Source organism: Burkholderia sp. AU19243, from assembly GCF_018148075.1.
Classification (GTDB): Bacteria; Pseudomonadota; Gammaproteobacteria; order Burkholderiales; family Burkholderiaceae; genus Burkholderia; species Burkholderia latens_A.
Map to the genome: position 1 here is coordinate 65973 of NZ_JAGSTV010000003.1, position 13636 is coordinate 79608.

Annotated in this window: 12 protein-coding genes and 1 riboswitch; of the genes, 7 read left to right on the forward strand and 5 right to left on the reverse strand. The window is 67.8% G+C overall.

Annotated features, from left to right (window positions below; genetic code table 11):
- Window positions 1–165: 165 nt before the first annotated feature.
- A complete protein-coding gene (locus KDW55_RS06530; protein ID WP_212197900.1) occupies window positions 166–1806 on the reverse strand; it encodes a gamma-glutamyltransferase family protein in 1641 nt (546 codons plus the stop codon).
- A 223-nt stretch (window positions 1807–2029) separates the two neighbouring features.
- On the opposite strand from KDW55_RS06530, the gene KDW55_RS06535 reads away from it, so the two are divergent.
- The gene (locus tag KDW55_RS06535) at window positions 2030–2809 is read left to right on the forward strand and encodes a DeoR/GlpR family DNA-binding transcription regulator (protein ID WP_040141834.1); all 780 of its coding nucleotides are present in this window, start codon (window positions 2030–2032) and stop codon (window positions 2807–2809) included.
- A gap of 303 nt (window positions 2810–3112) precedes the next feature.
- On the forward strand, window positions 3113–3310 hold the full coding sequence (locus tag KDW55_RS06540) for a hypothetical protein (protein WP_040144790.1): 198 nt from the start codon (window positions 3113–3115) through the stop codon (window positions 3308–3310).
- Window positions 3311–3408: 98 nt separating this feature from the next.
- On the opposite strand, the gene KDW55_RS06545 is transcribed toward KDW55_RS06540, so the two are convergent.
- A complete protein-coding gene (locus tag KDW55_RS06545; RefSeq protein WP_040141836.1) occupies window positions 3409–3777 on the reverse strand; it encodes a hypothetical protein in 369 nt (122 codons plus the stop codon).
- Window positions 3778–3939: 162 nt separating this feature from the next.
- On the opposite strand from KDW55_RS06545, the gene glpD reads away from it, so the two are divergent.
- The 4 genes from glpD (at window position 3940) to KDW55_RS06565 (ending at window position 9043) form a co-directional block, all read left to right on the forward strand.
- Window positions 3940–5463, forward strand: a complete 1524-nt coding sequence (gene glpD / locus KDW55_RS06550; RefSeq protein ID WP_059548657.1) for a glycerol-3-phosphate dehydrogenase — start codon at window positions 3940–3942, stop codon at window positions 5461–5463.
- Between the two features lie 128 nt (window positions 5464–5591).
- On the forward strand, window positions 5592–7094 hold the full coding sequence (glpK, locus tag KDW55_RS06555) for a glycerol kinase GlpK (RefSeq protein WP_040141840.1): 1503 nt from the start codon (window positions 5592–5594) through the stop codon (window positions 7092–7094).
- A gap of 95 nt (window positions 7095–7189) precedes the next feature.
- A complete protein-coding gene (locus tag KDW55_RS06560; RefSeq protein WP_040141841.1) occupies window positions 7190–7906 on the forward strand; it encodes an MIP/aquaporin family protein in 717 nt (238 codons plus the stop codon).
- Window positions 7907–8356: 450 nt separating this feature from the next.
- On the forward strand, window positions 8357–9043 hold the full coding sequence (locus KDW55_RS06565) for an HAD family hydrolase (protein ID WP_212197901.1): 687 nt from the start codon (window positions 8357–8359) through the stop codon (window positions 9041–9043).
- 100 nt (window positions 9044–9143) lie between these two features.
- On the opposite strand, the gene ribB is transcribed toward KDW55_RS06565, so the two are convergent.
- The 3 genes from ribB to KDW55_RS06580 form a co-directional block, all read right to left on the reverse strand.
- Window positions 9144–9854: a 3,4-dihydroxy-2-butanone-4-phosphate synthase gene (gene ribB / locus KDW55_RS06570; RefSeq protein WP_069241735.1), complete on the reverse strand. Its 711-nt coding sequence runs from the start codon at window positions 9852–9854 to the stop codon at window positions 9144–9146.
- Between the two features lie 118 nt (window positions 9855–9972).
- A riboswitch (FMN riboswitch) is annotated at window positions 9973–10121 on the reverse strand.
- A 185-nt stretch (window positions 10122–10306) separates the two neighbouring features.
- On the reverse strand, window positions 10307–10990 hold the full coding sequence (locus KDW55_RS06575) for an XRE family transcriptional regulator (protein ID WP_069241736.1): 684 nt from the start codon (window positions 10988–10990) through the stop codon (window positions 10307–10309).
- A 224-nt stretch (window positions 10991–11214) separates the two neighbouring features.
- On the reverse strand, window positions 11215–12390 hold the full coding sequence (locus KDW55_RS06580; protein WP_212197902.1) for an MFS transporter: 1176 nt from the start codon (window positions 12388–12390) through the stop codon (window positions 11215–11217).
- Between the two features lie 146 nt (window positions 12391–12536).
- Here KDW55_RS06580 and KDW55_RS06585 point away from each other — a divergent pair, with 146 nt between their 5' ends.
- Window positions 12537–13469 carry a LysR family transcriptional regulator gene (locus KDW55_RS06585; RefSeq protein ID WP_209824594.1) on the forward strand — a complete coding sequence of 311 codons (933 nt, stop codon included), beginning with the start codon at window positions 12537–12539 and terminating at the stop codon, window positions 13467–13469.
- Window positions 13470–13636: the final 167 nt, after the last annotated feature.

Here is a 13636-nt window from a genome sequence, read left to right on the forward strand (position 1 = left end):
CTTCAAGCACTGACCGTGCCCCGCACGCGCAGTTCCACCGTCCATGTTGCGGTTCGTTAGACAGGTTCGTCGAACCGGCCGCGCGCGCCCGAAGAACGACGCGGCCACAAGCGGGACGGGCGGCCTTCAGGCCGCCCGTCGAGGCACCACACTGGAAGGGTTCCGTCAGAATCCGGCCGCCAGACCGTCCCGGCGGCTGTCGCTCGCGGCCACGTAACCGCGCTCGGGATCGTCCGGATCGAGCCGCCATACGAACTGCCCCGAACCGAAATCCATGTAAGGATCGTCGATCGACTTGATCGTATGGCCGCGCGCGGCGAGCGCGTAGACCGTCTCGCGATTCATCGTCGCCTCGACGTCGAGCGTGAAGTCGCGATTGACCTTCCAGCGCGGCGCGCAGCACGCGGCCTGCGGCTGTTGCCGGTAACCGAGCATCCGCACGATGGTCTGCAGATGGCCCTGCGGCTGCATGTCTCCGCCCATCACGCCGAAACTCATCACGGCCTCGGTGCGGCCGTTCGCTTCCTCGGTCACGAATGCCGGGATGATCGTGTGGAACGGCCGCTTGCCGCCTGCGACGACATTCGGCGACGCCGGATCCATCGAGAAGCCGTGCCCGCGGTTCTGCAACGCAATGCCCGTGCCGGGCACGACGAGGCCCGAGCCAAAACCCATGTAGTTGGACTGAATGAAGCTCACCATCATCCCTCGTTCGTCCGCCGCCGACAGATAGATCGTGCCGCCCGCATGCGGGCGGCCCGCCGCGAAGTGCGTCGCGCGCGTGCGGTCGATCAGCTTCGCGCGTTCGGCAAGATACGCGTCGTCGAGCATCTGCTCGGGCGTCACGTCCATCGCGCGCGGATCGGCGACGTAGCGGTAGACGTCCGCGAACGCGAGCTTCATCGCCTCGATCTGCAGATGCTGCGAGTCGACCGAATCGACCGGCCAATCGGTCACGCCCGCATGCTCGGCGATGCCGAGCGCGATCAGCGCGGCGATACCCTGCCCGTTCGGCGGAATCTCGTGAATCGTGTGATGGCCGAACCGCTTGCCGATCGGCTCGACCCATTCCGGCCGGTACGCGCGCAGGTCGGCTTCGGTCAGCGCGCCGCCGCCTTCGTGTGCGAAGCGAGCGAGCTGAGTCGCGAGCGCGCCTTCATAGAACGCGCGCGGGCCGTCCTTGGCAAGGGTGCGCAAAGTCTGCGCGTGGCCCGGCAGGCGCATGCGTTCGCCGACGAGCGGCGCGCGCCCGCGCGGCATGAACGTGTCGGCGAAGCCCGGCAGGCCCTGCAGTTCGGGCACGGCCGCCGCCCACTTGTGCGCGACGATCGGCGACACCGAATAGCCGCGCTCGGCTATATCGATCGCCGGTTCGAGCAGGTCCGCGAACGGCAGCGAGCCAAACTTCGCATGCAACGTTTCCCAGCCGGCGATTACGCCCGGCACCGTGACGGTGTCCCAGCCGCGCGTCGGCTTGTTCGCGATCCCGCGTGCGTCCTCGCCGTGGCGCCGGCGGAAGTAGTCGGGGTTCCACGCAGCCGGTGCGACGCCCGACGCGTTCAGCCCGGACAGCCGTTCGCCGTCCCATACGAGCGCGAACGCATCGCCGCCGAGCCCGCACGACACCGGCTCGACCACCGTGATGGCGGCCGCGGCGGCCAGCGCCGCATCGACCGCGTTGCCACCCTTCCACAGCATCCGCAGCCCGGCCTGCGCGGCGAGCGGGTGCGACGTCGACACGACATTGCGCGCGAACACCGGAATGCGGGTCGTCGGATACGGGTTGTGCCAGTTGAAGCCAGTCATCGGGGGCTACCTCGTCGAAAGCTCAATCACCGCGCGACACGCATGATTCGCGCGCGGACAGTCCGCCATTGCAGCGCGATCCGCGCAATCGGACAAATTCATTTATTACATGAATCCATACGTTTCCCGCATGAATAAACGGCCGCTGTGCACCGCGCGCCGGGTGGGACGCCCTTCCCGCCCTTACAATACCGGCTTCATCTCCCGATCCGACCGCCGAGCCATGACCCGAGATCCCCGCCTCACCCTCAACGCGCGCCAGCAGGAATTGCTCGAATGGGTGCAGCGCGACGGTTTCGTGACCGTCGACGATCTCGCCGCGCACTTCGCGGTCACGCCGCAGACGATCCGCCGCGACGTGAACTGGCTCGCCGACCTGAACTTGCTGCGCCGCTATCACGGCGGCGCGAGCCTGCCGACCAGTTCGGAGAACGTGTCGTACACGGCACGCCAGCGAATGTTTCACGACGAGAAACGGCGCATCGCGGCGCTCGCCGCGTCGCACATTCCCGACCAGGCGTCGCTGTTCATCAATCTCGGCACGACGACCGAGGAAGTCGCTCGCGCGCTGAACCGCCATCACGGGTTGCACGTGATCACGAACAACCTGAACGTCGCGTCGATGATGAGCGGCTACCCCGACTGCGAGGTGCTGATCACGGGCGGCATCGTGCGGCCGTGGGACAAGGGCATCGTCGGCGAGCTCGCGATCGACTTCATCCGCCAGTTCAAGGTCGATTACGCGATCATCGGCACGTCGGCGATCGAGGCCGACGGCACGCTGCGCGACTTCGACACGCGCGAGGTGCGGGTGGCCGAGGCGATCATGCAGCATGCGCGCACCGTCTATCTCGTCGCCGACCATTCGAAGGTCGGCCGCCCGGCGCTGGTGCGGCAAGGGCACCTGAGCCAGGTGCATGCGCTCTTCACCGACAAGCCGCTGCCGCCGGAGATGGCCGACACGGTCGCCGCCGCAGGCACCCAGGTGTACGTCGCGGAATGATCGCCCCGATGCTGCGCCGCACCCGAAACTTCAAGTGAAATCAAGAAGTTGACGCGCCGGCCGGACCGCTTGAGGGCCGTGCGCCTGTCAAACTGAAAATTAACGGGGCGCGATTTGTCGTTGCCCGCGCGCTCGACTAGACTCCAGTTCCCCGGCCCGTTCGCTCGACCCGCCCGTGCCAAGGCGTGGGCGAATCCGAAGGCCGGCGAATACAGCTTTCCCCCCAAGCCATACCCCCGCGGGGTATCGCGCGCCGGCGCCCGCGCCGGCCGCGCGGGCAGACCGATTGCCATGGAGAGAACGATGCTGAGCCCGCATGAATTCGCCACGCTATTGCTTGTGAAGGACGCCCCCGACCAGGGCGACATGGACAGGGATGAACTCGACGCGCTGCTCGAGCAGCAGCTTGTCCGGCTGGAAGGACTTGGATCGGGGCGCAAATACTGCGTGACCGAGACGGGCGACGCCGCACTGCGATCCATCAAATACCGCTATTCGTGAAGTTCCGCTGGTCCTGACCCGAGCGCGCCGGCCGGATTCCCGGCCGCGCCGCTTTCTCCGCCTGTCACGCCTTTCCCGCCTCTCGCAGCTGTACCGCGTCAGCCGCCGCGCAGCGTCGGATCGACCGCGGCCCGCCAGCTGACCGCTTGGGCACGTGCGCCGTTGAAATAGGCGACCCAGCCGGCGCGCCCGGCCGCGTCCGGCGCCGCATAGTGCGCCGAAAGTTCGTTTACGAACGTGCAATAGTTCGCTTGCGTCAATCCGCGATACCGCTTCGCAACGTACGCGTCGTACAGCGCCGAATACACCGGTTGCGCGTCCGCACCCCAGTCGCGCGCGGCGCCGCCGCACGCCGTCTGCAGGTCGACGAACGACGGCGCACGCCAGTTGCCGGCCAGCGGCGGCGTGCCGGCGCTGCACGCCGACAGCACGACGGCGCACGCGCCGGCCCACATCCCAATACGCATGATTCACCTCGCGAGACGATCGATGCCGCCAGTATCGTCCGGGATCGCGCTGCGCGCTACTGGCCCGCTTTTTCGAACTTTACTTTTTCGATTTCGTTCGTTAAATTTCGAATTCGAACATTTCATGTTCGCCCATTTCCATCAGACGATAAGGACAGCAGGGTGACCCAACCGAATCGCTACGATCTGCTCGTCGTCGGCGGCGGCATCAACGGCGCGGGCATCGCGCGCGACGCGGCCGGCCGCGGCCTGTCGGTCCTGCTCTGCGAGCAGGACGACCTCGCATCGCACACGTCGTCGTCCAGCACGAAGCTCATTCACGGCGGCCTGCGCTATCTCGAGTACAACGAATTCGGCCTGGTGCGCAAAGCGCTGCAGGAGCGCGAGACGCTGCTGCGCGCGGCGCCGCACATCATGTGGCCGCTGCGTTTCGTCATGCCGCACATGCCGAACCTGCGGCCGGCGTGGCTGATCCGCATCGGCCTGTTCCTCTACGATCACCTCGCGAAACGCGAGCTGCTGCCCGGCTCGCGCGGCATCGACATGCGCCGCCATGCGGCCGGCAAGCCGCTGATCGACTCGATCAAGCGCGGCTTCGTGTATTCGGACGGCTGGGTCGACGACGCGCGCCTCGTCGTGCTGAATGCGCTCGACGCGAAGGAGCGCGGCGCCGAGATCCTCACCCGCACGAAGCTCGTGTCGGCGGAACGCCGCGGCGACGAATGGGAAGCGCGGCTGCAGCACGCGGACGGATCGATCCGCGTCGTGCATGCGCGTGCGGTCGCGAACGCGGCCGGCCCGTGGGTCGGCGACGTGCTGCACGGTGCACTCGGCCGCGGCGCGCACCACAGCGTGCGGCTCGTGAAGGGCAGCCACATCATCACGCGACGCCTGTTCGAGCACGATCACGCATACATCTTCCAGAACCCGGACAAGCGGATCATCTTCGCGATTCCGTACGAACACGACTTCACGCTGATCGGCACGACCGACGTCGAATACACGAACGATCCCGCGAAAGTCGCGATCGATCGCGACGAGACGCAGTATCTGTGCGAGTCGATCAACCGCTATTTCAAGCGCAAGATTTCGCCGGCCGACGTGCACTGGACCTACTCGGGCGTGCGCCCGCTGCTCGAGGACGAAAACGCGGCGAACGCGTCGGCGGTCACGCGCGACTACCGCCTCGAGATGGACGACGGCGCGGGCGCGCCGCTGCTGTCGGTGTTCGGCGGCAAGATCACGACGTTCCGCAAGCTCGCGGAGGAAGCCGGCGACCTGCTGTGCCGCGCGCTCGGCCGCGATGCGAAAACGTGGACGGCGGGTGCGCCGCTGCCCGGCGGCGATATCGCGAACGCGAAGTTCGACGCGTTCGCCGACGCGTTCGCGAAACGTCACCCGTGGCTGCCCGCCGCGCTCGCACGCCGCTATGCGCGTGCATACGGCACGCGTGCGGAACGCGTGATCGAAGGCGCGACGTCGCTCGCCGAGCTCGGCACGGAAGTCGCGCCCGGCCTCTTCGACGCCGAACTGCGCTATCTGCGCGACGTCGAATGGGCGACTTGCGCGCAGGACGTGCTGTGGCGCCGTTCGAAGCTCGGCCTGCACGTCGCGCCGGGCACGCTCGACGCGGTGACGGCCGCGGTCGATGCGTGGTTCGCCGCCGCGCATGCGCCGCACGCGTGATGCGTTCGCAGTCGCAGTTCTAATGCGTTTGCAGTTGCAGTCGCCTGACCGACGTTGATTCACCGACGCGCCGCGTAACATGCGGCGCGCATCACAACTACGCCAATCCACGGATGGAGATGAGAGACATGCAGGACCAGTACATCCTCGCGCTTGACCAGGGCACGACGAGCTCCCGCGCAATGCTGTTCGATCGCCAGGGCAACATCGTTTCGATCGCCCAGAAGGAATTCGAACAGATCTACCCGCAACCTGGCTGGGTCGAGCACGACCCGCAGGAAATCTGGTCGACGCAAGCGGGCGTCGCCGCCGAGGCCGTCACGCGCACCGGCCTGAACGGCACGTCGATCGCCGCGATCGGCATCACGAACCAGCGCGAGACGACGATCGTCTGGGATCGCGAGACGGGCCAGCCCGTCTACAACGCGATCGTGTGGCAGGATCGCCGCACCGCCGACTTCTGCGATTCGCTGAAGAAGCAGGGCCTCGAGGCGAAGGTGCGCGCGAAGACGGGCCTCCCGATCGACTCGTATTTCTCCGCGACGAAGATCCGCTGGATCCTCGACAACGTGCCCGGCGCGCGCGACAAGGCGCGTCAAGGCAAACTCGCCTTCGGCACGGTCGACAGCTGGCTCGTGTGGAACTTCACGAAGCACGAGCTGCACGTGACCGACGTGACGAACGCATCGCGCACGATGCTGTTCAACATCCATACGCGCGAGTGGGACAGCGAGCTGCTCGAACTGCTCGACATCCCGCGCAGCATGTTGCCGGAAGTAAAGGCGTCGTCGGAAATCTACGGCCACACGAAAACCACGGTGTTCGCGTCTAAGATCCCGCTCGCGGGGATCGCCGGCGATCAGCACGCGGCGCTGTTCGGCCAGATGTGCACGACGTCGGGCATGGTGAAGAACACCTACGGCACCGGCTGCTTCCTGATGATGAACACCGGCAGCAAGCCGATCGAATCGAAGAACAACCTCGTCACGACGATCGCATGGCAGATCGGCGACGACGTGCAATACGCGCTCGAGGGCAGCATCTTCATCGCAGGCGCGGTCGTGCAGTGGTTGCGCGACGGTGTCGGCATCATCAAGACCGCCGCCGAAATCGAAGCGCTCGCGGCGAGCGTGCCGCATACCGACGGCGTGTATCTCGTGCCGGCGTTCGCGGGCCTCGGCGCGCCGCACTGGAATGCACGCGCACGCGGGTCGGTATTCGGCGTCACGCGCGGCACGACGTCCGCGCACCTCGCGCGCGCAGCGCTCGACGCGATCGCATACCAGTCGCTCGACGTGCTGGCCGCGATGGAAGCCGACTCGGGCATCAGCATCGGCGAGCTGCGCGTCGACGGCGGCGCGAGCGCGAACAACCTGCTGATGCAGTTCCAGGCGGACCTGCTCGGCGTCGACGCGGTGCGTCCGCAGATCACCGAAACGACCGCCCTCGGCGCGGCCTACCTTGCGGGCCTCGCGATCGGCTACTGGAAGAACCTCGACGAAGTGCGCAGCCAGTGGCAGCTCGATCGCCGCTTCTCGCCGTCGATGCCGAAGGACCAGGTCGAGCGCTGCATGGCCGGCTGGCAGCGTGCGGTGCGCGCCGCGAAGGCGTGGGCCGACGACGCTCAGTAAAGGGCGAAGCAGTCACTCAAGCAATCCGAACGAAATACAACAACGCCGGCGGACCGCGCAACGCGCGAGTCCGCCGCGATCTACGAGAGACAAACATGTCACCTTATATTGCAGAATTCATCGGCACCGCCATTCTCGTGCTGCTCGGCAACGGCGCGGTTGCGAACGTGCTGCTTGCGAAGACCAAGGGCAAGGGCGCCGACCTGATCGTGATCGTGATGGGCTGGGCGATGGCCGTGTTCGTCGCCGTGTACGTGACCGCGTCGTTCAGCGGCGCGCACCTGAACCCGATCGTCACGATCAGCCTCGCGCTCGCGGGCAAGTTCGCCTGGTCGAAGGTCGGCGGCTACATCGTTGCGCAGATGCTCGGCGGGATGGCCGGCGCATTGCTCGTGTGGCTCGCGTATCGGCAACACTTCGCGAAGGAAGTCGATGCGGACCTGAAGCTCGCCGTGTTCTGCACGGCGCCCGCGATCCGCAGCACCACGCACAACGTGCTGACCGAAGCGATCTGCACGTTCGTGCTGATCCTCGGCGTGCTGTATCTCGCGTCGCCGCAGGTCGGCCTCGGCGCGCTCGATGCGCTGCCCGTCGGCCTGCTCGTGCTCGGCATCGGCATCTCGCTCGGCGGCCCGACCGGATATGCGATGAGTCCGGCGCGCGACCTGTCGCCGCGGCTGATGCATGCGCTGCTGCCGATCCCGGGCAAGCGCGACAGCGATTGGCGCTACGCGTGGGTGCCGGTGATCGGCCCGCTGCTCGGCGGCGCCGCGGCAGCCGGCCTGTATCTGCGCCTGCACGCGATGGCGTGATCGGGCGTTCCATTCGACCTCGGGCCGCAACGCCAGCCCGGGTCGGCGCCTGAGCGCGCGGCAGCGGTTGCCGCGCGCCCTGCCCCTTCCCTTTTCACCGAGCGCCGCCGGCAATCGCCCGCGGCCGCCACTCGCGACCTCGACTTCAGTCAGGACGACGATCGATGACGGGCTCGCCGCGCGAACCGGCCGAGACTGCGATGATGTCGTGACAGCCGGGGCGCATGGTCGATGCACAATGGACGTGGCGGCGGCCGGCGGCGGCATGCCGCAGTCGCCATCGCCGCGTCGGGAAGCGCATACGAATCCAATACGCCGGAGCGGCCCCGCGGGCGAACCGGTTTGCCGTATGCGTCGCGAACCGCTCGCCGAGCGTCGCGCGGCGCGGTTGCGAAAGCACGTATCATGGCGGGATGCCCGGCGTCGCCGGCACTCTGCTTCTTCACCACCATGCTCGATCATCTCATCTGCGACTGCGACGGCGTACTCGTCGACAGCGAAGTCATTGCCGACCGCGTACTGTTCGAAACGCTGTCCGCGACGTTTCCGCACCTCGATTTCGCCGACGCCGCGAAATCCGCCTTCGGCCAGCAGACGTCGCGCTTTCTCGCCGGGCTCGAAGCGCATTTCGGGATCCGGATGCCCGAGAACTTCATCGACACCATCGAGCACAACATCGAGACCGGCCTCGCGCAATCGCTCGCGCCGATCACCGGCGTGCGCGACGCGTTGCTGAAGGTCGAGCTGCCCGCTGCCGTGGTGTCGAACAGCCGGCTCGCGCGCGTGCGCAGCTCGCTGAAGCGCGCATCGCTCACCGATATTTTCGGCGATCGCGTGTTCAGCTCCGAGCAGGTCGCGCGGCCGAAGCCTTACCCCGACGTGTACCTGCACGCAGCGAAGACGCTCGGCGTCGCGCCGGCGCGCTGCATCGTCGTCGAGGACAGCGTGTCGGGCCTGAACGCGGCGCGCGCCGCGGGGATGAAGACGATCGCGTTCGTCGGCGCGAGCCACATCCCCGACAACTACGCGGACGCGCTGCGCGCGATGGGCATCACGCGGATCATGCGCAACATGGACGAACTGCCGGCGCTCGTCGCCGCCGGCCTGCGCGGCGAGTTCGGCGACGTGCAGTCCTGACGGCCGGCCGCCCGAGGCCGGCCCGGAACGGCCAGGCCGCCCGGTGCGCGATGCCGCCCGCAGGCCGCGTCGCGCGCACCGGCGCGCAGCAGCCGCCCCGTCAGGCCGGTTCGCAGCAGCGCTCGCGCGCGGCCGCGAGCGCTTCGCGGAATTCGACCAGCTCCGCGATCGTCAGCATCGGCAGCCCGTGCAGCCGCGCGAACCGCTCGACGTCGTCGCCGCGCGTCATCGTGCCGTCCGGATTCATCAGTTCACACAGCACGCCGGCCGGCTTCAACCCCGCGAGGATCGACAGATCGACCGTCCCTTCGGTATGGCCGCGGCGCGCGAGCACGCCGCCCGGCTGCGCGCGCAGCGGAAACACGTGGCCGGGGCGCACGATGTCGTACGGCTTCGCATCGTCGGCGATCGCCGCGCGGATCGTCGTCACACGATCGGCCGCGGACACGCCCGTATGCACGCCTTCACGTGCCTCGATCGACACGGTAAACGCGGTGCCGTTGCGGCTTTCGTTGGTCTGCACCATCGGTGGCAGCTCGAGCGCGCGCACCTTGTCGTCGGTCAGGCACAGGCACACGATGCCGCTGCACTCGCGGATCAGCAGCGCCATCGTCTCGGGCGTGATGCGTTCGGCGGCGACGATCAGGTCGGCCTCGTTTTCACGGTCGTGATCGTCCTGCAACACGACCGCGCGGCCCGCGCGCAATGCGTCGAGCGCGGCGGCGATGCGCGGCGGCACCGGTTCGGAATCCAGCAACGGGAGATCGGCAAAGGCATCGGCGGGTGCCGACGAAACGGACTTGAAGGACATGTGAAACGCTCCTCGCGATTACGATTTGGGCGAAAAACGTTCCAGGGCATTGCAAACAGACAGAACGACAACCCGCTTCGCACACACGGCGAAGCGGCCCTGACGGACATGACTATCTGCACATCTTCTCTCATCCGGACTGTAACCGTCGGCTCTGGCATTCGACCAGATCTGCTGACCCCGCGCGGATGCGCGGGCGCTCGCGGGCTCGCCGGCTTTCGCCAGCCTACCGCCGGTGGGGAATTTCGCCCCGCCCTGAAGACGCACTGATTGCCGGCCGGGGATCCACCCCGACGCCGGCGGGCCAAGCATACATCAGCCGCGCTCGCCACGCAGCCGATCACACTCAAAACCTTACTGACGGTATCGTCTAACGGCATCGCCCGAACGGCCGGCGCCGTGCTTGCGCGACCGCCGCGGCCGGAACCGGCGCGACGCGGTCAACGGTGCGTTCAGCCGCCCGCGTGCGCGGCATCGCGCACGAGCCAGCGCGGCGGCACTTCGGCGCTCACCGTGACGCGGAACGCGCGTGCCTCGCTGTCGCCGGGGTTGCGCAGGCTGTACGGCTGGTCGGCGTCGAACACGATCGCGTCGCCGGTCGCGAGCAGTTGACGGCGATCGTGCACGCTGACTTCTAGCGTGCCCTCGCTGACGACCAGATTGACCGTCGTGCCGGGCGCGCGGCGCGTGCCGGGTTCGGTGTGCAACGGTGCGATCCGCAACTCGTGGAACTCGGCCGCGGCCGGCTCGCCTTCCGGGTACAACGCACGCGCGGAGAAACGGCCGTTCGAGCTGACCACACGCGCCGCGCGCTCGGCCGCCAGATGCTCGAAGCCGTTCACCGCATGGCGGCGCAGGAACGCGGCGACCGACACCTTTAGTGCGGCGGCGATCTTGCACAGCACCTTGATCGACGGCACGCTGCGCGCGGATTCGATCTGCGCGAGCATCGCGCGCGATACGCCGGACAGCCGCGCAAGCGCATCGAGCGACAGTTGCCGCTCCGCGCGCAGACGCGCGAGATTCACGCCGACGACCTGCTCGAGCGCGTCGAGCGGAACGGACGTCCGCGCGTCGCCCGTATCGCCGGACTCGAAGGAAGACACGTCGCGCACCAGCGCCAGGGGTGAAGACATAGCATGGCCTCCGGGCCGCGATGCGGCCCTGCGAATGGGGTAAGCCGGAATCGGATTGCGCCACGAACGGCGCGTATCGAGACGCTATCACCCAGCCCCGGGCCGGCAAACGAAGTTATCTTCACACCGTTATCAGCATCGCGGAGGAATGCGTTTCTCGCGAACCTTTGCGTGTCGCTATCGCGCCGGCGCCGCGCGCCGCGCAGCCCGAGGCGATGCAGCGTTCAATGCGCGGCAGGCGCCGCGCCGCGTGCCGGGCCGCGCGCATCGAGCCGCATCGCGAGCCACGTGACGACGAGCGCCGCGAAGGTCACCGCGACGGCGACCCACGGCAGCGCATCGAGCGCGAAGCCATGCGCGAGCGCGACGCCGCCGAGCCACGCACCGGCCGCGTTGCCGACGTTGAATGCGCCGATGTTCAGCGTCGACGCGAGGTGCGGCGCGCTCGCGGCCTTCTCGACGACGCGCGCCTGCAGCGGCGGCACCGTTGCGAATGCTGCGATCCCCCAGACGAATACCGTGACCGCCGCCGCGACGGGCAAGTGGCTCGTCTTCGCGAACGCGGCCATCACGGCCATCAGCGCGACGAGGATCGCGATCAGCGACGGCATCAGCGCGCGATCGGCGAGCTTGCCGCCGAGCATGTTGCCGACCGTCAGCCCGGCGCCGAACAGCACGAGGATCAGCGCGACCGCGCGCGGCGAGTAGCCGGTGACGGTTTCGAGAATCGGCGCGATGTACGTGAACACGACGAACACGCCGCCGAAGCCCAGCACGGTCATCAGCAACGCGAGCCAGACTTGCGGGTCCTTCAGCACGCGCACCTCGTGACCGAGGCCGACGGGCCCGCTGTCATGACGGTTCGGCACGAGCAGCGCAACACCGCCGAGCGACAGCACGCCGAGTGCCGCGACGATCCAGAACGACGCGCGCCAGCCGAGCAGCTGGCCGACGAGCGTGCCGAACGGCACGCCGAGCACGTTCGACAGCGTGAGTCCCGTGAACATCAGCGCGATCGCGCTCGCACGCTTGTCAGCCGGCACCAGCGACGCGGCGACCACCGCGCCGATTCCGAAGAACGACCCGTGCGCGAACGACGTGACGACGCGCGCGACCATCAGCATCGCGTAGCCGGACGCGATCGCACACAGCACGTTGCCGACGATGAAGATCGCCATCAGCAACTCCAGCGCGGCCTTGCGCGGCATGCGGCTCGTCAGCACCGCGAGCAACGGTGCGCCGACCGCGACGCCGAGTGCGTAGCCGGTCACCAGCAGCCCGGCCGACGGCAGCGACACGGCGAGGTAGCGCGCGACTTCGGGCAGGAGCCCCATGATGATGAATTCGGTGGTGCCGATGGCGAACGCGCTGATCGCGAGCGCCAGGAGCGGAATGGGCATGACGTTCTCCGTTGGACGGCGGATGCGGCGCCCGGTGGGTGCCGCACCGCACAAAAAGCACGAGGTGCGCGCATTGTCCCGAATACGCCTATCTTTGATAATTGGCGTGGCACTTGAATCATTTTCAAAAAATTTTGGAAAATCAGATGGACCGACTGGGCGACATCCGGCTGTTCGTCGAAGCCGCGGACCTCGGCAGCCTGTCCGCGGCCGGGCGCAAGCTGAATCTGACGCCGGCCGCTGCGAGCGCGCGCCTCGCGAAGCTCGAGGCGAACATCGCGACACGGCTGTTCGAGCGCTCCACGCGGCAGCTGCGGCTCACCGACGAAGGGCGGCTCTACCTGAGCTGCTGCCGCCAGGCGCTGCAGGCGCTCGACGATGCACACGCGCTGCTGCAGCAAGGCCGCAACGTCGTCGCCGGCAAGGTGCGGCTGTCGTCGACGTCCGATTTCGGCCGCCGCCAGCTGCTCGACTGGCTCCACGAATTCACGACACTGCATCCGGGCGTGACGTTCTCGCTGACGGCGTCCGATTCGGCGTCGAACCTGTGGCAGGACGAGATCGACCTCGCGATACGCTTTGCCGCACCGCCCGACGGCGCGCTGATCGCGCGGCCGCTCGCCGCGAACCGCCGCGTGCTGTGCGCGGCGCCGTCGTTCGTCCGGCGTCACGGCGTGCCGGCCGATCCGCACGATCTGGCCCGCTTTCCGTGCAACGTGATCACGATTGCGTCGGGTCCGATGAACACGTGGCGTTTCACGCGCGGCGACGAAGTGCAGACTCACACGGTGCCCATGTCGAGCGCGTTCGAAACCAACGATGGCGGCCTCACGCGCGAATGGACGCTGCGCGGCCACGGAATCGCGCTGAAGTCGCTATGGGACATCGCCGACGACGTGCGCGCGGGCCGACTGCGCGTGCTGCTGCCCGACTGGCGGCATCAGGACGCGCCGCTGCACGCGATCTATCACGGCAAGCGCTACATGGCGCCGCGCGTACGCGTGCTGCTCGACTTCCTCGTCGAACGTTTTGCCCGCGAGGAAGCGGCGCTCGACGACTTGCTGAACGCGTGCCGCTGACGGCTCGCGCGGCATCGTTTCAGGGTCGGAAGCCGCGCTGCGCCGTCGCGCGCCTGCAACCGGCGGACCGCCTGGCGCAGCGCGTGAAGCTATAATGGAAGGCTTTCCCGACGGCTTTTCACGTGCGCGCGGCACGCGCGCCGGTTCGCCCTTGCGCAGCGATGGCA